Here is a 21,933-nt window from a genome sequence, read left to right as displayed (position 1 = left end):
GTAATTTTTAGTAAATAGAGAACAGATAAAAGCTTCGGTTTTTGTTGATTTAGGAAGAGATTTAGGAAGAGATTTAGACAGAGGTGTGGGATGAATCAATATATTATGAAAGGCGGCAATCCCCTGGTTGGCGATGTAGTGATCAGTGGGGCTAAGAATGCTGCCCTTGGTATTCTGGCGGCGGCGATTATGACGGACGAGGATGTGATTGTGGAGAATCTGCCGGATGTTCGCGACATTAATGTGCTGCTGGAGGCCATTGAAGAGATCGGGGCATCTGTGGAGCGTCTGGATCGTCACAGTGTCAGGATCAATGCATCCACAATCCGTGAGGTTTCTGTAGATGATGAGTATATCCGGAAAATCAGAGCGTCCTATTATTTTATTGGGGCGCTGCTTGGCAAATATAAAAGCGCGGAGGTTCCCCTTCCCGGCGGCTGCAATATCGGCAGCAGGCCTATCGATCAGCATCTGAAGGGATTTCGGGCTCTGGGGGCCAAAATTGAGATTGAGAGAGGCGCTGTAGTAGCTCATGCGATTGATCTGGTGGGAAGCCATATTTATCTGGATGTGGTTTCTGTAGGCGCTACGATCAATATTATGATGGCAGCAGCTATGGCAGAGGGGCAGACCATCATTGAAAATGCTGCGAAAGAGCCTCATGTAGTAGATGTTGCCAACTTCTTAAACAGTATGGGAGCCAATATTAAGGGAGCAGGTACGGATATTATTCGAATCCGCGGTGTTCGCCGGCTTCACGGCACAGAGTATTCCATTATTCCGGATCAGATTGAGGCAGGCACCTTTATGTGCGCAGCAGCGATTACCCGCGGTGATATTACAGTAAAAAATGTCATTCCCAAGCATTTAGAGGCGATTACGGCCAAGCTTGTAGAGATTGGCTGCGAGGTTCTGGAGGGAGATGACGAGGTGCGCGTGGTGGGAAAACCGCGTCAGCATTCGACCAATATCAAGACCCTGCCCTATCCTGGATTTCCTACGGATATGCAGCCTCAGATGACAGTTACTCTGGCTCTTGCTGAGGGCACCAGTGTAATTACAGAGAGTATTTTTGAAAACCGGTTCAAATATGTAGACGAGCTGACCCGCATGGGCGGCAATATTAAGGTAGAGGGAACCGTAGCGATTATTGAAGGCGTCAGGGGCTTTACCGGGGCTCAGGTAGAATCTCCGGATCTGAGAGCGGGAGCGGCTCTAGTTCTGGCTGGTCTTTCTGCCAGTGGCTATACGGTAGTAGATGAGATTGGATACATTCAGAGAGGCTATGAGTGCTTTGAGGAGAAGCTGCAGTCCCTGGGAGCTGTGATTCAGGTTGTGGATTCGGAAAAAGAGGCTCAGAAGTTTCGGCTGAAAATCGGCTGATTTGCCATGACACCAGGAAGCAATTAATTTGAAAAAATTCAGGGATATGGGCGGTTCCATATCCCGTTTTTTGTTATAGGAAATTGCGTCCTATGACATAAAAACGCTCCGCGAGGATCGCCATGGGTTAGAAGAGATGTGCCATACTTGTTCGTGAAGAGTTCAGTTGCCTTGAATTTATCATGAACAGGGACACGATCAACTGGATTCTGAAAAAATTGAATACAGGAGGTCGGACATGGAGCATTTACCAAAGAAAATCCACCACAACGGCATCGGCTACACGCTGATGGGAGACTACTACATCCCCGACCTGAAACTGCCGGAGGAAAAACGCCCCATCGGGCGGTGGGGGCGGATGCACAAGGCGTTTCTGCAAGAACACTGCCCCGGCCAGTACAATGAACTGCTTCTGTCGGGAAAACTCTGGACATATCTTGCTGACCTGAACGAGCAGGCCGATGACCGGCTGGCGTGTATCATCTCGCAGATGCAGGATGCGGAGGGCGTCACCGAGGAACTGAAAGCCTGTGACCAGCTTGCATGGGTCGGAGCCATGAACAGCATCCGCAGTCGGGCAGAGGAAATCATCCTCTCTGAGATGATTTTTGCCTGAGGGAGGTGGACGCATGATTCTGGAAGAAATGTTTAACGGCAGGTTCTATCCTTGTGAAACGGTGGTTGCTGATTCACTGAGGTTCAAGCAGGCCACCAAAGCCAGTGCAGCTCTGATGGATACTTTATCGGAACACCTGAGCAAAGAGGACTATGCTCTGGTTGAAGAACTGCGGGAGCAAATGGCAATCGCTCAGTGCGAGGAAAACGAAAGCCACTTCAAATACGGCTTTTCGGCGGGGCTACTTGTCCAAAAGGAAGCCTATGAGCAAGTGGCGCAGAGAGAAAAAGAGTAGCATCCCCATTGTAGCCGTTCTCATTTTGAGTACGGCTACTTTACTCCCATAAAGTGGTGGTGGACAAAATGACCACTCCTACTTCATTGGAGTAAAGTGGTGGTTTCCATTTTGAGAACTACCAAAATCGAAACAACATCGGCTTTTGGCTGTGCCCATTTTGGGCACAACCACCACAACAGAATACAGCTTCATAAAGGTCATTTACCGCTCAACCGGTGGATGGCCTTTTTTGCTGCCCTTACAGCCGCCAACCGTGACAAACACGCCCGGTAGCTGTACTACAAGTCACTCTGATTCCGCCGTGTCCAGACCTATACTTTTTATTGTCGGAAGCGAATACCGAGTGATGGACTATGTCTACAAGACATAGCGAACTGCGTCTGCAAGGGACTCTGGAACCGGCGTTTCTTCCGCTAAACTGGAAAATACAGACAGGGATACACATAAAGCCGATACCGGCAGACTTACTTCTGCTTGCGCCTGGCCTTGCGGTTGAGCGGGATGGGGCTGGTCTTTCACCTCATATTGTTGGGATTTTTGAGTATCTTGGACAGGCTCAGTATCCGCAGGAACGCCGAGAAGTCCTCCGAGGAAATCTTCTCAAAGGGTATCTGCAACTTATCGCAAAATTCGTGGATCAGCATTTCTATATCGCTGCCCTGATGGATGGCCTGCTCAAATTTTTCCTTCACGTCATCCAGCGTGGGCTGCGGGTCGGCGGTGGTCTTGTCCTTGCGGTGTGCTTCCCGGATGTCCCGGACGATGCTGTCCAGATCATCGTGTATGACGTGGCTGTAATAATCGCTTTCCTGCACCTGCCCCAGTTCCAGCGTCCGCATATAGAGGTCATCTTCTCCGGGCGCATACTTGCTGAGGACGGCCTGCCGGGTGGCTTCCATCACCAGATTCATCTGCTCCACCCGCATATTGGCGATTTGGTCGATACAGATTTCCATATCCACCATCAGCCGCCGGAAGTTCGGGTGTGTAGCCAGTTCGCAGAGAAGCCGATTGTTGATTTTGCCGCTCCGTAAAAGTTCAATCATTTCATCGTTCAAATGGAGCGACTGTACATCGGCGTTGGGAACCTCTTTATTATCGGTCAGTCCCATCAGATAGTCGGCGGACACGCCGTAAAAATCCGCCAGCGTCGCAATCGCAAATGGGCTGATGTCCTTGTAGTCATCGGTTTCGTATTTCCCCAGCGCAGATTTAGACAGGCCGGTCTGCTCCGCCAGTTGTTCCAGCGTCAGGTGCTTGTCCACCACCCGCAGGTCTTTGAGCCGCTCCGGGATTGTCAGCTTTGCGTACATCCAAAGCCCCCTCTCTCGTTATGGTTTTTCAGTGATTACACCCATTATAGCACGATTCCATAAGCGTGGAAATATGCGGATTTCAAGCGTTTTTCCGACGTTTTGGATATACGGGAAAGGGCCTCTTTTTTCGGTAAACTGGTTCTTGCAGACAGGCACTGAACCTTGAAAATTGAATGACCGGCTGCAAGGGGTATGGCCTCCGGGGAAGTGACGCCACGACAGAAATCGAGCGCACCAAAGAGGCCGATACGCCGGGAGAAATTCCGGGCAGGAGCGGCTTGCAGGCAGACCGGCGGACAGAAACAAGTTTATCATGCGGGGCGCATGGCTCCGCAGCAAAGAAATGGAGGAATATCATTATGAAACTGAGCATGAAAGAAAAGAAGATTCTCTACGCTTACGGCTGTCCCAGCCACCACAATACGGTGACACGGCTGAAATGGCTGACGGCCCTGACGGTTGACCCGGAGGCCAAACGCCGGATGCTGGGGTTGGCCCGTAAGGTGGAGACGGAGGTGGACGAAAGCTGGTACGAGGATTTTTACCACCATCTGCGCATGGAGATGGACGAGTACCGCCGTCTAAAGCGCAGCCTGCGAGTGCTGAAATCTTACACTGATTATGAGGAGGATTTATATGAGGAAGCTGTCTAAATATGAGAAAGAAACCATCATCAACTGGAACGAGGCGGAGAACCTTGCCAGCGTCTACACCTTCAACGCCAGCTTGAAGCGCAGGCTGGCGGAGTTCAGCCGGAAGTACCCGCTGCTGTGCCGGTTGGAGCGCAGTACGCCGGAGGGCAGCGTGACCTATGTACTGGACAAGTCCCGGCTGTCGATCCGGTTCATCCCGCCGTACAGTGAGGAACGGAAAGCCGCCGCCAGTGCCTACGCAAAGGAGCATGGCTTTCAGGTGGTAGGGGCGGAAGAAAAAATAGCCTGAAATCGGGGAGATTACGGTCAAAATGCCGGGGCTGCACCTGATGTTTTGACCGGCAATCCCCGCAGGCGTATTCCGTATCCACTTCCAGCCGAAAGGCGTAAATGTGTGGATGTGGAGCCGGTGAAACTGGCGGCAACCGCTTCTGCGGCGGAAGCCAGCTTCGCCGGTGCGGGAGTACAGAGGGCGGCGAGCCCTCTGTGGCGGGGTGCAGGGGCGGCAGCGCACTGCTGGGGTCAAGGGGCAACGCCCATTGGGCGGGTACAGGGCGGCAGCGCCTGTGCGGAGTGTAGAGGCGGCGAGCCTTTACTCCGGTGTCCAGAGGTGGAAAACCTCGGCCCAGGGAAAGTTGATGCCTGCGTCAACTTTCCCTGGGTATTACCTGACGCAGACTTTCGCAGGATTTGCGGCTTCGCCGCCCTTCCCCGGCCCCGGAACATCTTCGCAGGAAGGAGGGAAATTGTTTGAAACTGACACGACACAACGGGCGCTCCGGCAAGCATGGCACCTACAATCCCCGCCACAATGACCGCCGGTTTGATGTGGAGAACAGCGAACACATCGACGCAGAGCGGGCCAGGCAAAACATCTACTGGGACTGCTACCGGGGCTTCACCACACACGAGTTCCGGGAGAACCCGGAGCAGCCGGATTTCAGCTTTGAGGAAATCGAGCGGATGTACTACTACGAGTATTATTCTGACCATGTGGAGGCGCAGAACGCCCGGAATGAGAAAACCCGGCACACCGAGCGCAACCGCACCGTGGAGGACTTGCTGAAAAACAACAAGACCTGCCCGGAGGAAAGCATCTACCAGATCGGCACGCTGGAAGAATCCGTCCCGCCGGAAACGCTCTTTCGCATCGTCAACGAGTTCTATGAGGAATTCGAGCGCCGCTTCGGTTCCCATATCCACATTTTAGATTGGGCGCTCCATCTGGACGAGGGGACGCCCCACATCCATGAGCGCCATGTGTTCGACTGTGAGAACCGCTACGGGGAACTGTGTCCCCAGCAGGAGAAGGCGCTGGAGGAACTGGGCATCCCTCTCCCGAACCCGGACAAGCCAAAAGGCAGGCACAACAATCGGAAACAGACCTTCGATGCGGTCTGCCGGACGATTTTGTTTGACATCACAAAGCGGCATGGGCTGCATCTGGATCAGGAGCCGTCCTACGGCGGACGGGAGTATCTGGAAAAGCAGGACTATATCCTGATGAAGCAGAAGGAGCAGCTGACGGCGCAGGAGCAGAAGCTGGAAGAACTGACGCTCAAAATCGAGGACGTGGAGACGCTGCTGGATGATGTTTCCGATGTGGCCTATGACAAGGCGGTGGAGGTGGTGACCGATACTGTCCGGCAGGAGACACACAAAGAAGATATTCGTTTGATTGAGGAAACAAAAAAGTGGGTACTTTCGCCGGAGCGGAAGGCCCCGCAGAAGGAGCGTGACTACGCCGCCGCCCGGCTGGATGGAGTGATTACCAAAATCAAACGTGTCATGCAGAGTGCCCTGGCAAAAATCCAGAAAACGCTTATGCAGCCGGAGGTCAAGAAGGCCGGTAAGGAGCAGATCAAGGAGAAAGCCAGAGAATCCATCCGGGATAAGCTGGCGAAAGGCAAGCTGGACGCTGACCGGGATAACCGGGAACGCTGGGAACGTGAGGGGCGGATCGCTCCGACTAAGAAACACGATATGGAGTTATGAGGCATCTGATTTTCTGCGGAAACCAGGTGTCTTTTTCTCTGTCTGGAGGTGAGAAAATCGAATGTATTTGAAGCGGTGAAGGAGTCTGTCACCACAAGGCAGGCTGCGGAATATTATGGGGTGCAGGTTGGCAGGAATGGGATGGCCTGCTGTCCCTTCCACGATGACAAACATCCCAGCATGAAGGTTGACCGCCGGTTCCACTGCTTCGGCTGTCAGGCGGACGGGGATGTGATTGATTTTACCGCCCGCCTGTTTGGTCTGAGCGGTAAGGAAGCGGCTCTGAAGCTGGCGGAGGATTTCTCTGTCCGCTATGACGCCAAAGGCCATGACCCGCCCCGCAGGAGGCCGGTCAAACGGAAAATCAGCGAGGAACTGCGCTACCGGCAGGCGGAGCAGAAATGTTTCCGGGTACTGTGCGATTACCTGCATCTGCTGGAACGCTGGGAGAAGGAATACGCTCCGCAAACGCCGGAGGAAGCATGGAATCCGCTGTTTGTGGAAGCACTGCAAAAGAAAGCACACACGGAGTATCTGCTGGATGTTCTCCTGTCCGGCAGCATGGAGGAACGGGCTTCCGTTGTCGCCCAGTACGGAAAAGAGGTGAGGAAGATTGAGCAGCGAATATCAGAGTTTGCCGCCAGCCACCCGGCAGGCCGCCATGAGCGCAGCCGAAGCCTTAGCGCCGGAGCAGAGCGCCTCTGAGGTGCGGGAAAGCCTCTCCGTCACCGAGAAGGGCCAGCCCGCCAACACCATCGGCAACTGCCGGACGGTGTTCTGCCATGACCCTCTCCTGCGCGGGGCGATCCGGCTGAACCTCCTGACTGACCGGGTGGACATTGTGCGGGATTTGGGCTGGCGCAGGAATACCAGCGCCCTGACGGATACAGACGTGAAGTATCTGCTTCTCTATTTTGAGCAGAACTATGGCTTGACCAGCGAGAAAAAGATGACAGCGGCGCTCTCTATCGTGGCGAATGAAAACTGCTACCATCCCATACAGGACGTGCTGAACGGCCTTGTCTGGGACGGGACGCCCCGCATCCGCTCCTGTCTCCATCACTTCTTGGGTGCGGACGAGAGCGACTATGTGGAGGAAATGCTGAAACACTTCCTGCTGGGGGCTATCCGGCGGGTATTCCGGCCCGGCTCCAAATATGAGGAAATGCTCTGTCTGGTAGGCGGTCAGGGCGCTGGCAAATCCAGCTTCTTCCGCCTGCTGGCGATCCGGGACGAGTGGTTTTCCGATGACCTGAAAAAGCTGGATGATGACCGGGTGTTTTTGAAACTGCAAGGACACTGGATTATTGAGATGTCGGAGATGCTGGCTACCAGCAGCGCCAAAAGCATTGAAGAAATCCGCTCATTCATCAGCCGCCAGAAGGAAACCTACCGGACGCCCTATGAAGCCCAGCCCAAAGACCGGCTGCGGCAGTGTGTGTTCGGCGGTTCATCCAACACGCTGGACTTCCTGCCCCTTGACCGGGCCGGGAACCGGCGCTTTTTGCCGATCATGATTTACCCGGAGAATGCGGAGGTTCACATTTTGGAGGACGAGGACGCCTCCAGAGCCTATCTTTTGCAGGTCTGGGCGGAGGCCATGACGATTTACCGCAGCGGCCACTACTCTATGAAGTTCAGCAAGTCCATCCAGCGCCAGCTGGTGGAGGTACAGAAGGATTTCATGCCGGAGGACACGGAGGCCGGGCAGATACAGGGCTTTCTGGAACACTACACCGGCAGCATGGTCTGCTCCAAACAGCTGTTCAAGGAGGCGCTGGGCCACACCTATGACGAGCCGAAACGGTGGCAGCTGCACAATATCAACGAGATCATGAACACGGTGGTGACGGGCTGGAAGCCGTTCTCCAATCCGAGGATGTTCGCCGGGTATGGCAGGCAGAGGGGCTGGGAACGGGACGTTTCCGGCAACGAACTGCCCGGCAACGAAGATGGATTTGTGGAGCTGACCGAGGAAGAATGCCGCCAGCTGGAACTTCCCAAAGAGTGGATCGCATAAAAATAGCGGTCTGTTGCCGGGATGGTTGTCACTTGGTTGCCGGGTTCGTTGCCGGGGATTTTCCGGTCTGGATACGGAAAAAGCCTGTAAATAAGGCATTTTCTAATATCTATCTCTATCTCCGGCAACGAAAGCAACGAGATTTTTCAAGAAAATTTAGAAAGAAAGATTTGCAGGCCAGACGGTAGTTTACAGGTTTTTGGAGGTTCGTTGCCGGACTTCGTTGCCGGTGTGCTATTGTCTGGCCTGCCACTCTATGGAGGTAGCCTATGGAAAAAAGCAAGCAGCAGAAAAATAAAGTCCGTTTTGTGGTGGTGCGGGAGTTCTCCGGGGAGAAATCCATGCGGGAAGCCTTTGAGCAACTGATCGAGCGCCAGACCTGCGAACACTTCGAGGAATGGCTGGAACAGCGTGAGATGGCGGAGAACGCTGCGTAAAAACGGTTGATTCAGGGACAGGGGCATGGTATTATAATGGTATCGTGTCCCTGTTCATAGAAGGAGAACGCTATGAGCAGGAAAAAACAAGTCTATGAGAAAATCACCGCTCTCTACTGCCGTATCTCTCTGGATGACGGCGGCGACAATGAGAGCATGAGCATCAGCAACCAGAAAATCATGCTTCGGGACTTTGCTGAAAAGCATGGGATGTTCCAGTATGAGTATTATGTGGATGACGGCTATACGGGCCGCAATTTCAACCGCCCTGCCTTCCAGCGTATGATCGCTGACATTGAGGCGGGGAAGATCGGCTGCGTCATCACCAAAGACCTATCCAGACTTGGTAGGAATTATATTGAAGCTGGCAGCTATATCGAAATCTTTTTCCCCAAACACAATGTGCGCTATATCGCCATCACGGACGGCGTGGACAGCCTGACCCGTCAGGAGATGGACATTACGCCCTTCAAGAATATCCTGAACGATATGTATAGCCGGGATATTTCTAAAAAGGTGCTGGCGGGCATCACGACCCGCTCCCGGCAGGGAAAGTTCTGCGGAGGGACGCCGCCCTTCGGCCTGATGCGTGACCCGGAGGACAAAGGGCATCTTATCATTGACCCGGAGACAGCGCCGATCATCCGTAAAATCTATGACTATGCCCTTGACGGGCTGGGCTGCATGAGGATTTCCAAACGGCTGATGGAAGAAAAAATCCCCATCACCCATGTCAAGGCCAATACGGAGTTTGACGCCAACTATTACTCTTGGGGCGGCGCAAGGATCAGCCATATCCTGCGGAATCCCTTTTATAAGGGCGCACATCTGGTCTTTCGGACACACCAGAAGGGCATCCGCTCCAACACTTATGACATTATCCCCCGTGACCAGTGGGAAGTGATCGAGGGCTGCCATGAGGCGATTGTGACGCCGGAGGAATGGGAACAGGTACAAGCTATCATTGACCGCAAACCACCTATCATGAAAGGCAATGCCTGCCCCTTTTATAATCTGTTCCACGGGCTGGTCTACTGCGCTACCTGCGGGAAGTCCATGCAGGTGCGGTATGAAAAGGTCGGCAGAACCGGGAAGAACCGGTTCACCGGCGAGATGCGGGAACCGATTGACAAGGCGTACTATATCTGCCAGACTTATAACCGCATGGGATGCAAGGTCTGCTCCAGCCACAAGATCGAGGCCAGAGATTTATACAATCTGGTGCTGAAAGACATTCAGGAGCTGGCGGCGCAGGCCATGAAGGACGCCGATGCGTTCTATCAGCACCTCAGCAGCCGGATGGAGCGCCGGTATCTGGTAGACGCTTCTCAGACCGAGAAGGAACGGAAACGGCTGGAAGCCCGGAATCAGGAAATTGATGTGATGTTTTTAAGCCTGTACACGGATAAGGCAAAAGGCATCCTGACCGAACAGCGGTTTATGAAACTGACGGCGGCGCTGGAACAGGAGCAGGAATCCAACCAGAAGCGTCTGCATGACCTGGCGATGATGCAGAGCCGGGCGGACGCACAGGAAAGCGAAGTCCGTACCTTTATCAAGGAAATCCGGCGCTATTCCGCTATTGAGGAACTGGACGAGGCAATGCTGAACCGGCTTATCAGCCGGATTCTGATTGGCGAGGTCAAGAAGGTGGACGGACAGAAGGTGCAGAAAGTCAAAATCGTTTATAACTTTGTCGGGGAAATCCCGGAGATTGCAGCATAAAGACAGTACAGCCCTCCCCGTACCGGGGAGGACTTTTTGATATTTGGAAAAGATAAAAATGTATGTGTTATTTATAGCATCCTAAAAGGCCATTGTTTCCAAAATACCGGTTTTAAGATTTTGAGCAGCAGCGCTCAATGGACGTTTCCTGTCATATACCATACAAATCTGACGTTCAGGGATTGTTTCCCGCAGATGAATCTGGACGATCTCACGTTGCTGAAGTGCTTCCTTCGCCATTGGTTCTGGAAGAAAAGCTAGCCCTAATTCCGCTTTTACCAAAGGTAAAATCTGATCTGTGGTAGCTGCTTCCGTGTCTGGTATCAACTCCAACCCGTGGGACAGGAACAATTTATGATAAAAATTCCAGGTCATAGTTTCTTTTCCGAGGCAAATCAACGGATAATTTTTTAGTTCGGCAAGTGTCAGCTCCTGGCCGCCCAGTGCCGTAAAAGTTTTGCCGCCCACAAGAATTTCACGGAAGGGCCGCAAATGCAATTCCTTCAAAGGGGTATCCACGTTGGTCGGCGTTGATACAACAGCAAAATCAACTTCACCGTTTTTAACAGAGCGGATGGCTTGCGGAGTGGAATGGTTATATATTTTCAAGCGAATACCGGGATGCTTCATGTGAAAGGGCTTCAATATATCCAGCAGGTAGATATTCAATGCGGTTTCGCTGGCTCCGATTGAAATACTTCCATGCTCCAAACCACTGTGCGCATTTAGTTCGGTTTCGGCTGTTTGTATCTGAGAAATGGCAGCTTCGACATGAGTGAACAACATTTCTCCTTCTGGGGTCAGTTGAACACCTCGATTGGTGCGTATAAATAACGTACAGTGCGTTTGCTGCTCCAGGCAGTTCATGGCGCGGGTAACGTTGGGCTGTCCGCTGCCCAGTGCATGAGCCGCTTTTGTGAAATTCTTGTATTTGGCTACATAATAAAAAACCTTGTAATATTCAAAGTTGACATCCATCCAGGCATCCTCTTTCTGATATGCTAATTGCTGATGATCACTATATCAATAATACTTTTTACATATTCCTGCCTGTCCAGTATAATAGATTTTGGTTCCAAAAACAAGTGAAGGAGTGCTTTAGTATGAGTGAAATCAAAAAAGTTGTGCTGGCATATTCCGGTGGTCTGGATACCTCCGTTATTATCCCGTGGCTGAAAGAACACTATGACAACTGTGAAGTGATCGCTGTCTGTGGAAATGTTGGACAAGACGATGAATTGGATGATTTGAAACAGCGAGCAGTGGCTTCTGGAGCCAGCAAACTTTATGTCGAGGATTTAACGGATGAGTTTGTTAATGAGTTTGTTATTCCTACTATGCAGGCGGGAGCTGATTATGAAGGGTATTTATTGGGAACCAGCCTTGCCCGCCCTATTCTGGCTAAGCGTGTCGTGGAAATTGCAAAGGCAGAGGGGGCGGATGCTGTTTGCCACGGCAGCACCGGAAAGGGCAACGATCAGGTGCGATTTGAGCTGGCCATTATGCACTTTGCGCCGGAAATGAAAATCATTACACCGTGGCGGGAATGGGATATTCAAAGCCGCAATGAGGAGATTGATTACGCCGAAGCCCATCATATTCCTTTGAAAATAAATCGAGAAACCAATTACTCAAAGGATAAAAATCTTTGGCATCTTTCTCATGAGGGATTGGATTTGGAGGACCCAGGTAATGAGCCGCAGTATGAAAAAGAAGGTTTTCTGGAAATGAGCGTTTCTCCACTGAAAGCGCCGGATACTCCTACATATGTGGAGCTGGACTTTGAAAAAGGCGTACCTGTTAAGTTGAACGGCAAGGCAATGAAATCATCAGACATTATTTCTAAGCTAAACGAGATTGGCGGCTGTAATGGTATTGGCCTGTACGATGTGGTGGAAAACCGTCTGGTTGGTATGAAAAGCCGAGGAGTGTACGAGACACCGGGCGGAACCATTCTGTATAGAGCGCATGAGATATTAGAAACACTGACATTGGACAAAAAAACTGCCCATAAGAAAAAGGAATTGTCTATTTGCTTCGGTGAGTTGGTTTACGACGGACAGTGGTTTTCTCCGCTGCGCAAAGCGTTGTCTGCATTTGTGACAGAGACGCAGCAGACCGTCACCGGAAAAGTACGTCTGAAGTTATATAAGGGCAACATTATCAATTCAGGTGTGTGGTCCCCATATTCTTTGTATAGCGAGGATATTGTCACATTTAATGAAGGAGAGGGCTATCAGCAGTCCGATGCTACTGGCTTCATCCGTCTTTTGGGGCTGCCTACCCGTATACAGGCGTCTGTAAATGCCCGAAATAGAAGGGAGGCAGAAAAATGCTGACTGCGGTGACAGGTATCAACTGGGGGGATGAAGGGAAAGGACGGGTTATTGATCTGCTGGCAGAGCGGGCGGATATTGTCGTGCGTTACCAGGGGGGAAATAATGCCGGGCATACGGTCGTAACCAAACAGGGAAAATTTATTCTGAATCTGCTACCATCCGGGATTCTTCATCCCAATGTGGTGTGTGTTCTTGCGGATGGTATGGTAGTTGATTTAGAGCATCTCTCCAATGAAATTGCCGATATTCGCGGCAAAGGGGTGTCTGTAACACCTCAAAATTTCAAACTGTCCGCTCGTGCAACCATCTCCATGCCGTGGCATCGGATACAAGATGATTTGGAGGAAGAACGTCTTGCGCAGAGCGGAGTTGCTTTCGGCTCTACTCGCAGGGGAATTGCTTATGCCTACAGCGATAAGTATCGCAAAAAAACATTGCGTTTAGGTGATCTGCTTCATTTAGATGAGCCATATATACAGGTTCGTCTAAAAACCATGCTGGAAGCAAAAAATTTGGAACTGGCAGGCTGCTATCATCAGGAGCCAATGTCTTATCCGGCCCTGCTTGCCTGGTGCCAGAAGCAGGCAAAGGAGTTTTTACCCTATATCTGTGATACCGGAAATTATTTGGATACAGCGTTATCGTCAGGAAAACAGATTGTTTTGGAAGCGCAGCTTGGCGCTATGCGTGATATTGACTATGGCATTTTCCCCTACACTTCCAGTTCTACAACGATTGCGGCCTATGGGCCGATTGGAGCGGGAATTCCTGGCGTGCAGCCTGACCATGTGGTCGGTGTGTTAAAGGCTTATTCAACGTGCGTTGGTGCAGGCCCATTTGTGGCCGAGAACGCTATGCCTGAAGAATGGAAGGAATCCCTGCGCAAGGCCGGCGGTGAATATGGCGCTGCAACAGGCCGCCCACGCCGGGTTGGGCCATTTGATGCGGTTGCAAGCCGGTACGGCCTAAAATGCCAACGCGCTGACAAAATCGCATTGACTAAGTTAGACGTACTCAGTTATATGCAGGAAATTCCCATCATTACGGGATATTTGTACAAAGGCAAAGAAACAGACACCTTTGTTCCTACGGAAAATCTGGAAGAATATCAACCGGTTATCAGCTTCATTCCCGGCTGGAAACAGGACATTTCCGCTTGCCGTCGCTGGGAGGAACTGCCGGATGCTGCAAAAAATTATATCAAAACGCTGGAAAAATTACTTGATCACGAGATCCAGTTTATCTCTGTCGGCGCAAAGCGCGAAGAATATCTGATAAAGGGGGAATGGCTGTGAGACACCTGATTGAACCAACCGATTTCAATGACGATGAAACGATGGCAGTCCTGGATTTGGCTGATCGAATTGCCGCCGCTCCGGAGATGTATGCGCATGTGGCTGACGGCAAAAAGCTGGCGACCTTATTTTATGAACCCAGTACGAGAACCCGGCTTTCTTTTGAATCTGCCATGCTAAGTCTGGGCGGGCAGACGCTCGGCTTCTCCGGAGCAGAACAGTCCAGTGCAACCAAAGGAGAAACGGTTGCTGATACAGCTCGCGTAGTCAGCTGCTATTCCAATATTATAGCTATGCGCCACCCAAAAGAAGGTGCTCCGCTTCGCGCTTCCATGTTTTCCAAAGTTCCTGTCATAAATGCTGGTGACGGAGGCCATAATCATCCTACACAAACTTTAATTGATTTGCTGACGATTCGCCAGCGCATGGGACGGTTGGATCATCTGACCGTTGGTTTTTGCGGTGATCTGAAGTTCGGCCGGACAGTGCATTCTTTGGTCAACAATCTTGTTCGTTTTTTAGGAAATCAGTTTTATTTTATCTCGCCAGAGGAACTTCGCATTCCCGAATATTTGAAGGAGGATACATTGCACCCGGCAAATTCCTTATATTGGGAGGTCAGCAGTTTGGAGGACACACTCCCTAAGCTGGATGTGTTATATATGACCAGAGTGCAGAAAGAACGTTTTTTTAATGAGGAAGATTACATTCGGCTAAAGAGCATCTACACGCTTGACCCTGAAAAAATGAAATTGGCTAGGCCGGATATGCCTGTGTTGCATCCACTGCCTCGTGTCGATGAAATTACTCGGACGGTAGATGATGATCCCCGTGCCGCTTATTTTGATCAGGTGCAGAATGGCGTTTATGTTCGCATGGCACTAATTATGGCTCTGTTGGGAATTGCCGATCCTGTGACTGGAGAGAAGGTGTTAAAATGCTGAAGGTAGAACCCATTCAAAATGGTGTGGTTATTGACCATATCCCCGCTGGGCGCGGTATGGAAATTTACCGGCTGCTCCATCTGGAGAGCAAACATCAGGCGGTTGCGCTGCTGCAATCTGTGCGCAGTGAGAAATATGGAACAAAAGATCTGATTAAGATCGAAGGTTCAAACCTTCCGGAGCGGCTGGAGATTTTAGGCTATCTGGATCGGCGAATTACACTAATCTATATCAAAGACGGAGTAGTGGAGCGAAAATGTCAGCCTGATATGCCAGAGATATTGCGAAATGTGGTTAAATGCACAAACCCACGATGTATTACCAGTATTGAGGCAGGATGCGACCATATTTTCAAACTGTCTCCTTCTGGGAAGTACCGCTGCCTTTACTGTAATCAGGAACTGCCGGTACAGAGGTGATACCATATGGATTTTTCTGCATACGAAAAAGGCAATCCTTTTATGTCTTATAACCATATTCAAATATGCAAAGTTGACCCGGATTGCTGTGTGGTAAAGGTAAACTTGGTTGCCGAATCTATGAATCTTCATGGACACGTACATGGAGGATTGTTATATGCAATGGCAGATTGCGTGGCGGGAATTTTTGCCAGAATGGATGGTAGAGATTATGTAACGCAAAGCGCACATATCAATTTCCTGCATAACGTACAGTCAGGGACAATCTTTGCAAAAGCTGAAATCATAAAGCGCGGTAAGCACATGGCTTACTTTCATATCAGCATTACCGATCAAGATGATCATCTTCTTTGTGATGGTATGGTTGATATGTATTGTATTTCAGGATGCCAAACATAGTCAGGCTTCTGCTATTTTGAGAATACATACATAGAGGTATCTTTAGTTATACATCAAGGAGTGAACACATTTGCATGGAATTATAAAATGCCAGCATCAGGGACAAATGTCCGAATCTTTCCCAACTGTCGCATTTTTGTCAATATCAGGCGGCCTGCAAGATGCCTATACCTATGTGTTCCGGGGCAAGGTGTTCGCCAATGCTCAGACCGGGAATATCGTATTACTTAGTCAAAACATCTGTGAGCGTAATTGGTTGCAGAGCGCACACTACTTTGTTCCGTTGGCAGCATTTGCAATAGGCATCATTGTTGCAGAGCAGATACGGGGAAAATATCAGAATGTGCAGAATATCCACTGGAGGCAGATTGTCCTGCTACTGGAAATGATTCTGCTGTTTTTGGTAAGCTTTCTTCCGCAAAGTCTTGATATGCTGGCTAATGCACTGGTATCTTTTTCCTGCGCTATGCAGGTGCAGACATTCCGAAAGGTGAATGGTTACGCGTTTGCCAGCACCATGTGTATCGGAAATATGCGTAGCGGCATGGAAGCACTTTCTGCATACATCAGAACACATGATAGAAATGTTTTAGGGAAAGCTTTGCGCTATTGGGAAATCATTTTCCTATTTGCTGTTGGCGCTGGAATCGGCGGTCAATTTGTTGTTCTGTTCGGAGCGCATACGATCTGGTTTTCCTGCCTGCTTCTATTGGTCAGTTTTTGCCTGATGTTTATCAGAGAAGAAATGAAAGAACACCCGGAAATTAGCGTCGAGGAAGAAACGATACAGAAAGATCTGTGGGACATTGAAAAGCAGATAAAGAATATAGGTCACCAGGTCGGGGAAGATATATCGGTTATGAAATCACCGCATAATAAAGATTCTCAATAACAAATTAAATCGCGGCGTCGAATGAATAAAACTCCGACGTCGCGATTTTTACAGAAAAATTTAGCCCCAGACTTCCTCAGCAATCTCTTTAACCAGCGCCAGTTTCGCCCATTGCTCTTCTTCAGTCAGCTTATTGCCGATCTCGCAGGAAGCAAAACCGCACTGCGGGCTGAGATACAACCTGTCAAGAGGGATGTACTTTGCAGCTTCATGGATTCGGGCAATCACGGCCTCTTTATTCTCCAACTGCGGCTGCTTTGTGGTAATCAGTCCGAGAACCACTTTCTGTCCGCTTCCGATTTTTGCAAGAGGCGCAAAGCCACCGGAGCGTTCATCATCAAACTCCAGATAATAGGCACTTACATTTTCTTCGCCGAACAAAACGTCGGCCACGGAGTCATAGGGGCCACTGCTGGCATAAGTTGAATGGTAATTGCCCCTGCAGACATGGGTGGTGATGTTCATCCCCTCTGGCGCTCCGTTAATCACCTGGTTGTTAATATCTTTATAGGCATTCTGGACGGCCAAAAGCCCTTCTTTCGTTGCGGCGTGCATTTCCTGTCCATTTTTATCCGCCAGCATTCCCCATGTGCAATCGTCAAACTGCACATTCCTGCAGCCTGCATCGTACAGCTGATGCAGTACAGCAATGTAAGCCTGTGCAATGTCGTCCATCAGCGGCTTGGCAGAACTGTAAAAGGCCTCTGTGTGTTTTCTGGCAAAGGGCATCCAGAATTGTGCCAGCGTCTGAGCAGGGGCGGGGATTGTCTGTTTTGCTATAGTCTTTTCGTCCTCCAGCGCCTTCACATACCGAAAATGATCCACAAAGGGATGCTCACCGGACAATCCGATCCTGCCGGTCACAAAAGTATCATCGATCATCGCCGCCTCTCCGTGGAAGGGAAGGCCGGTGTTCGTTTTCTTATGGCCGACGCCGTCGAATCCCCACATAAAATCCAGATGCCAGGTAGCGCGGCGGAACTCGCCGTCAGTAATAACATGGTATCCGGCCGCTTTCTGCTTCGCCACCAGTTCGGTAATGCACTGATCCTCCACAGCTTTGAGCTGATCGGCGGTAATGGCTCCTGCTTCATAATCGGCGCGGGCCTTTTTCAGTTCTGCCGGACGAAGAAAGCTGCCCACGTAGTCGTAACGGAACGGTGCGTATAAATTACTCATATCAAATGTCTCCTTTGCATTCGTTTCTTATATTTTTCGCCGCCTGGACCATATTTTTCAAACTGGCAACGGTTTCGGTTTCCCCTCTGGTTTTTAATCCGCAGTCTGGGTTGACCCATAAATGATCTGCCGGGATCTTGTCCAGCATCAGCCGGAGGGCGGCTTCAATTTCTTCTACACTCGGAATGCGGGGGGAATGGATGTCGTAGACGCCGGGACCCACCTCCGTTTCAAAATGATGCGCCATCAGGCTGTCCAGAATCGTAAGTTTGGAACGGGACGCCTCAAAGGTAATCACATCGGCGTCCATTGCGTCGATTTCCGGGATAATGTCCTCAAACTCGCTGTAGCACATATGGGTGTGAATCTGCGTTTCCGGTTTTACCTTTGCGTGGCAGAGACGGAATGCCTTGATCGCAAAGTTCAGATAGTCGCTATGCCAGTCGGCGCGGCGGAGCGGCAGCTTTTCCCGGAGCGCGGCTTCGTCAATCTGAATAATACGGACGCCTGCAGCTTCCAGTTCCAGAACCTCTTCCCGGATTGCAAGGCCGATCTGATACATCATCTCCTGCGTGGAAATATCTTCTCTGGGGAACGACCAGTTCAAAATCGTGACTGGTCCTGTCAGCATTCCCTTCACATCCTTATCCGTCAGGGAATTGGCATAACGGATATAATCGGTAGTAATGGACTTCTTGCGTTTGACGTCCCCGAACACAATCGGCGGCTTTACGCCCCGTGTACCGTAAGACTGTACCCAACCGCCTATGGTAAACACATAACCAGACAGATTTTCGCCAAAAAATTCCACCATGTCGTTGCGTTCAAATTCGCCATGCACCAAGACATCCAGACCAATGTTTTCCTGTAAAGCGATGCAATCCCGGATGAATCCCTTTGCATTATTTCGGTATTCTTCTTCGCTGATTTCGCCTTTTCGGAATTTTGTTCGGTTCTGCTTGACTTCCTTTGTCTGCGGGAAAGAGCCAATCGTTGTCGTGGGCAGCAGCGGGAGATTCAGCAGTTCTTTCTGCGTTGCCTGCCGTTCCTTTCTGGGCACCCTGCGGGTAAAATCCGATTCAGTAAGTGCCGCAACCTGTTTCTGTACCTCTGTGTCGGTTCTCAGCTCACTGGTTTGGAACAGTTCCTGATTTTGCAGATAGCGCCGGTCACAGGAATAGTCTGCAAGTTCAGCCAGGCAGCAAAGCTCACGCAGTTCATCCAGCTTTTCATACGCAAAGGAAAAATGCCGGATAATTTCGGTGGAAAGCTGCGGCTCATTCTTTACAGTATACGGCACATGGAGCAGGGAGCAGGATGTACTGAGTACAATGTGGTCACAGCAGCTTTTCAAACCGGCGATTCGCTCCAGTACGTCTTTATAATTAGTACGCCAGATGTTTTTCCCATTTACAAGTCCCGCAAACAGGATTTTATCCTTCGGGAAACCGTTTGCTGCTACAAGTGCTGCGGTCTGCTTTCCTTCCACAAAGTCAAGGCCAATGCCGTCAAAGGGCAGTTCACATAGCTGCCGGTAACAATCCCGCACATCGCCAAAATAAGTTTGGAGCAGCACCTTCACTGTGCCTTTTTGTTCCAGCAGCGTTTGGTACAGCTTGCGGAAAAGGGCAACATCCCCCATTGTTAAATCCATGACCAGATACGGCTCGTCAACTTGCAGCCATTCCACGCCGTTTTCTCCACACCGCTTCAAAATATCTGCATAGGCAAACAGAATATCATCTACAAAATCAGTGGCGGATTTATTGCCGGTACAGCGGGCCAGCTTCAAAAAGGTAAACGGTCCGGCGACCACGGGCTTTGTCTGAATGCCCAGAGAACGCGCCTGATGAAAGCCATCCAGAAAAGCATCTGAGCGGAGCTTCAACTCCATATCATCATCCAGCTCTGGTACCATGTAGTGGTAGTTCGTATTGAACCACTTTTTCATGGTAAATGCTTTGACATCTCCCTGCGCCCCCTGATACCCACGGGCCATGGCAAAGTATGTGTCTATATCGGAAAGCCTCAGATCGGCATACCGCCTTGGAATGGCGTTCAGCATATAAGCGGTGTCCAGCATCCCGTCATAAAGGGAAAAATCATTGGACGGGATAAAGCCGGCACCTGCGTCCCTCTGGCGTGTCCACTGCTCCATTCTCTGCTGAGAGACAACCCGTTTCAACTCATCGGCATCTATTTCGCTGCGAAAATACGCTTCTGTTGCGAACTTTAATTCTCGGTGGATCCCGATACGCGGAAATCCAATAATTGAATAGTCCATAATGTGTCCTCCTCGGGTATGATCGTTCTTTTTCAGTATACCTGCGGGAAAGGGTTCTGTAAAATACGGAAAAGCAGCGGTTTGCCATAGATTGAATCTATAGCAGACCGCTACTTTATGTTCTGTCATTCCTGTGCGGAAGCATATCGTTTCAGAGCTTCGATATACAGAGTTCCAAATTTACCCGGTCCGACCTTGCTGTGAGTGATGTAGCCGATTTCCATGTAATCATCCACAGCAAGGGGGACAGCAACAATATTTTTCCCATTTAGTTCTTCGTTGATAACGCCGCTGCAAATGGTGTACCCGTTCAGACCAATCAGGAGATTGAACAGCGTGGCCCGGTCAGAAACCATAATGTCTTTCTTGCTTTCCAACGTACTTAAAATTTCCTCAGAGAAGTAGAAGGAATTGTGTTCTCCCTGCTCATAGGACAATCTCGGATAGGTTGCCAGCTCATCCAATTCAACAATTTTCTTCTTTGCCAGAGGACTGAACGTACTGACAAAAACGTGAGGCTTTGCGATAAATAAACGATGAAATTTCAAATCATTTTCCCGCATGGTCTTGCGCAGGACAGCTTCATTGAAACTATTAAGGTAAAGCACACCCACCTCGCTTCGCAGCTTTGCCACATCTTCAATCAACTCATAGGTCTGCGTTTCACGGATGCGGAAGTCGTATTCTTCACCGCCATACTGTTTCAAAAGCTCAACAAATGCTTCTACCGCAAAAGAATAATGCTGCGTGGACACACAGAACTGATGCTTGACAGGGGTCTTCCCTAAGTATCGTTCTTCAATCAGATTTGTCTGTTCAATCACTTGACGGGCATATCCTAAAAATTCTTCTCCCTCCGCCGAAAGCAGGATGCCTTTATTGGTACGTTTGAAAATAGTAATTCCCAGTTCATTTTCCAGTTCCTTGATTGCGGAAGTCAGGCTGGGCTGGGCGATATAAAGCTGTTTTGCCGCCTCGCTGATCGTTCCGGCCGCAGCAACCGTCACAATGTATTTCAGTTGTAAAAGGGTCATTCGTCATCCTCCTGATCTGGATATGGAATTGCCGCAAGGATTTCTCCATAGCGTTCCGTAATTACACCATAATTCTCCCGCAGATGGGGAAACAGACAGCGGCTGCAGTCCTTGTATCCGTTGGGAAGGTAGGCAAACTTTCCGCCGCAGCGATCTCCCAATACATACAGAGGGCAATAGCAGAATAGGCAATTAAAATTTTCCGGGTCGGCACCCTTATGGCAGGGGAAATATTCACATTCCCGGTTGCAGAAATAAGCATAGTGCTTATTTTCCCAATACTGATTACGCATGAAAAGACTCCTTGCAAAAAAGGGATTTATTTTATACATAGGAACCGTAAGAAAAAAGCGCATCCAAACAGACACGCTCAACAAAGCACAGCTTCCTGCGCCTAAAAAACGTGCTTCCGGTTCCGGCAGAAGCACCATACGCTCCCACGTATCTGACTTACCTTTCCCTCAGGAAAGTTTCACAGTGACCGACTCGCCGGGACTTGCACCCGATTCCATGTTCCGTCTTTGCGGATGGAGCGATATGATGATTCAATTTTCATCTATCATTATAATCCAAACACATAACGTTGTCACGTGCTGCTTTATGCGTAAGTGCCAAATTCTCAAAGTAATTTGAAATAAGGCTACCGCAATCCCACTGGCTTTAGACGGTGGGTTAAGGTAGCCAAAAGCTGAGAATTATTGTATG

23 protein-coding genes are annotated in these 21,933 nt (G+C 50.1%); 17 read left to right on the top strand and 6 right to left on the bottom strand.

Annotation, left to right across the window (positions count from 1 at the left end; translation table 11 throughout):
- Nucleotides 1–90: 90 nt before the first annotated feature.
- The 3 genes from ACESON_RS13635 to ACESON_RS13625 all read left to right on the top strand — a co-directional run bounded on the left by ACESON_RS13635 (nt 91) and on the right by ACESON_RS13625 (nt 2,294).
- Entirely contained in the window at nt 91–1,383 is a 1,293-nt protein-coding gene (locus ACESON_RS13635; protein WP_177958242.1) for a UDP-N-acetylglucosamine 1-carboxyvinyltransferase, read from the top strand.
- Between the two features lie 238 nt (nt 1,384–1,621).
- Entirely contained in the window at nt 1,622–1,999 is a 378-nt protein-coding gene (locus ACESON_RS13630; protein ID WP_004845313.1) for a TnpV protein, read from the top strand.
- A 13-nt stretch (nt 2,000–2,012) separates the two neighbouring features.
- The gene (locus ACESON_RS13625) at nt 2,013–2,294 is read left to right on the top strand and encodes a DUF6809 family protein (RefSeq protein ID WP_004845314.1); all 282 of its coding nucleotides are present in this window, start codon (nt 2,013–2,015) and stop codon (nt 2,292–2,294) included.
- Nucleotides 2,295–2,812: 518 nt separating this feature from the next.
- On the opposite strand, the gene ACESON_RS13620 is transcribed toward ACESON_RS13625, so the two are convergent.
- A complete protein-coding gene (locus tag ACESON_RS13620; RefSeq protein WP_373110451.1) occupies nt 2,813–3,610 on the bottom strand; it encodes a helix-turn-helix domain-containing protein in 798 nt (265 codons plus the stop codon).
- 362 nt (nt 3,611–3,972) lie between these two features.
- On the opposite strand from ACESON_RS13620, the gene ACESON_RS13615 reads away from it, so the two are divergent.
- From ACESON_RS13615 to ACESON_RS13580, 8 genes are all read left to right on the top strand, one after another.
- On the top strand, nt 3,973–4,266 hold the full coding sequence (locus ACESON_RS13615) for a hypothetical protein (RefSeq protein WP_009243218.1): 294 nt from the start codon (nt 3,973–3,975) through the stop codon (nt 4,264–4,266).
- Nucleotides 4,250–4,555, top strand: coding sequence for a hypothetical protein (locus tag ACESON_RS13610; RefSeq protein ID WP_004845318.1), 306 nt, complete (start codon nt 4,250–4,252; stop codon nt 4,553–4,555). Before ACESON_RS13615 ends, ACESON_RS13610 begins: the two co-directional genes overlap by 17 nt.
- Nucleotides 4,556–4,656: 101 nt before the next feature.
- A complete protein-coding gene (locus ACESON_RS13605; protein WP_373110449.1) occupies nt 4,657–4,845 on the top strand; it encodes a hypothetical protein in 189 nt (62 codons plus the stop codon).
- Between the two features lie 171 nt (nt 4,846–5,016).
- On the top strand, nt 5,017–6,261 hold the full coding sequence (locus ACESON_RS13600; protein WP_177959441.1) for a serine/arginine repetitive matrix protein 2: 1,245 nt from the start codon (nt 5,017–5,019) through the stop codon (nt 6,259–6,261).
- A 48-nt stretch (nt 6,262–6,309) separates the two neighbouring features.
- Entirely contained in the window at nt 6,310–6,966 is a 657-nt protein-coding gene (locus ACESON_RS13595) for a CHC2 zinc finger domain-containing protein (RefSeq protein ID WP_177959442.1), read from the top strand.
- A complete protein-coding gene (locus ACESON_RS13590; RefSeq protein WP_009243215.1) occupies nt 6,923–8,281 on the top strand; it encodes a virulence-associated E family protein in 1,359 nt (452 codons plus the stop codon). Before ACESON_RS13595 ends, ACESON_RS13590 begins: the two co-directional genes overlap by 44 nt.
- A 269-nt stretch (nt 8,282–8,550) precedes the next feature.
- Nucleotides 8,551–8,718 carry a hypothetical protein gene (locus ACESON_RS13585; RefSeq protein ID WP_164468434.1) on the top strand — a complete coding sequence of 56 codons (168 nt, stop codon included), beginning with the start codon at nt 8,551–8,553 and terminating at the stop codon, nt 8,716–8,718.
- Nucleotides 8,719–8,790: 72 nt separating this feature from the next.
- Nucleotides 8,791–10,443 carry a recombinase family protein gene (locus tag ACESON_RS13580; protein WP_004845326.1) on the top strand — a complete coding sequence of 551 codons (1,653 nt, stop codon included), beginning with the start codon at nt 8,791–8,793 and terminating at the stop codon, nt 10,441–10,443.
- Between the two features lie 81 nt (nt 10,444–10,524).
- Here the strand turns inward: ACESON_RS13580 and ACESON_RS13575 are convergent, their stop codons facing one another.
- Nucleotides 10,525–11,421 carry a LysR substrate-binding domain-containing protein gene (locus tag ACESON_RS13575; RefSeq protein WP_177959444.1) on the bottom strand — a complete coding sequence of 299 codons (897 nt, stop codon included), beginning with the start codon at nt 11,419–11,421 and terminating at the stop codon, nt 10,525–10,527.
- Nucleotides 11,422–11,546: 125 nt separating this feature from the next.
- On the opposite strand from ACESON_RS13575, the gene ACESON_RS13570 reads away from it, so the two are divergent.
- From ACESON_RS13570 to ACESON_RS13545, 6 genes are all read left to right on the top strand, one after another.
- Nucleotides 11,547–12,782 (top strand): argininosuccinate synthase, encoded by a 1,236-nt coding sequence (locus tag ACESON_RS13570; RefSeq protein ID WP_087018074.1) that lies wholly within the window; start codon nt 11,547–11,549, stop codon nt 12,780–12,782.
- Nucleotides 12,776–14,077 (top strand): adenylosuccinate synthase, encoded by a 1,302-nt coding sequence (locus ACESON_RS13565; protein ID WP_177959445.1) that lies wholly within the window; start codon nt 12,776–12,778, stop codon nt 14,075–14,077. Before ACESON_RS13570 ends, ACESON_RS13565 begins: the two co-directional genes overlap by 7 nt.
- Nucleotides 14,074–15,021 carry an aspartate carbamoyltransferase gene (pyrB, locus tag ACESON_RS13560; RefSeq protein WP_009243212.1) on the top strand — a complete coding sequence of 316 codons (948 nt, stop codon included), beginning with the start codon at nt 14,074–14,076 and terminating at the stop codon, nt 15,019–15,021. The genes ACESON_RS13565 and pyrB overlap by 4 nt, the downstream gene beginning before the upstream one ends.
- A complete protein-coding gene (locus ACESON_RS13555) occupies nt 15,015–15,440 on the top strand; it encodes an aspartate carbamoyltransferase regulatory subunit (protein ID WP_004845331.1) in 426 nt (141 codons plus the stop codon). Before pyrB ends, ACESON_RS13555 begins: the two co-directional genes overlap by 7 nt.
- Before the next feature lie 6 nt (nt 15,441–15,446).
- Nucleotides 15,447–15,839, top strand: coding sequence for a PaaI family thioesterase (locus tag ACESON_RS13550; protein ID WP_004845332.1), 393 nt, complete (start codon nt 15,447–15,449; stop codon nt 15,837–15,839).
- Nucleotides 15,840–15,945: 106 nt separating this feature from the next.
- Entirely contained in the window at nt 15,946–16,731 is a 786-nt protein-coding gene (locus tag ACESON_RS13545; RefSeq protein WP_177959338.1) for a DUF1275 family protein, read from the top strand.
- Nucleotides 16,732–16,791: 60 nt separating this feature from the next.
- Here the strand turns inward: ACESON_RS13545 and ACESON_RS13540 are convergent, their stop codons facing one another.
- The 4 genes from ACESON_RS13540 to ACESON_RS13525 form a co-directional block, all read right to left on the bottom strand.
- Nucleotides 16,792–17,910, bottom strand: coding sequence for a 5-methyltetrahydropteroyltriglutamate--homocysteine S-methyltransferase (locus ACESON_RS13540; RefSeq protein ID WP_009243209.1), 1,119 nt, complete (start codon nt 17,908–17,910; stop codon nt 16,792–16,794).
- A 1-nt stretch (nt 17,911) separates the two neighbouring features.
- Nucleotides 17,912–20,194, bottom strand: a complete 2,283-nt coding sequence (gene metE / locus ACESON_RS13535) for a 5-methyltetrahydropteroyltriglutamate--homocysteine S-methyltransferase (RefSeq protein ID WP_009243208.1) — start codon at nt 20,192–20,194, stop codon at nt 17,912–17,914.
- A gap of 125 nt (nt 20,195–20,319) precedes the next feature.
- The gene (locus ACESON_RS13530; protein WP_009243207.1) at nt 20,320–21,228 is read right to left on the bottom strand and encodes a LysR family transcriptional regulator; all 909 of its coding nucleotides are present in this window, start codon (nt 21,226–21,228) and stop codon (nt 20,320–20,322) included.
- Nucleotides 21,225–21,521 carry a cysteine-rich small domain-containing protein gene (locus ACESON_RS13525; RefSeq protein WP_173019868.1) on the bottom strand — a complete coding sequence of 99 codons (297 nt, stop codon included), beginning with the start codon at nt 21,519–21,521 and terminating at the stop codon, nt 21,225–21,227. Before ACESON_RS13525 ends, ACESON_RS13530 begins: the two co-directional genes overlap by 4 nt.
- Nucleotides 21,522–21,933: the final 412 nt, after the last annotated feature.

The organism is Lachnoclostridium sp. Marseille-P6806 (assembly GCF_964238185.1).
Lineage (GTDB): Bacteria > Bacillota > Clostridia > Lachnospirales > Lachnospiraceae > Brotaphodocola.
This window is presented reverse-complemented; position numbering and strand designations above follow the sequence as displayed.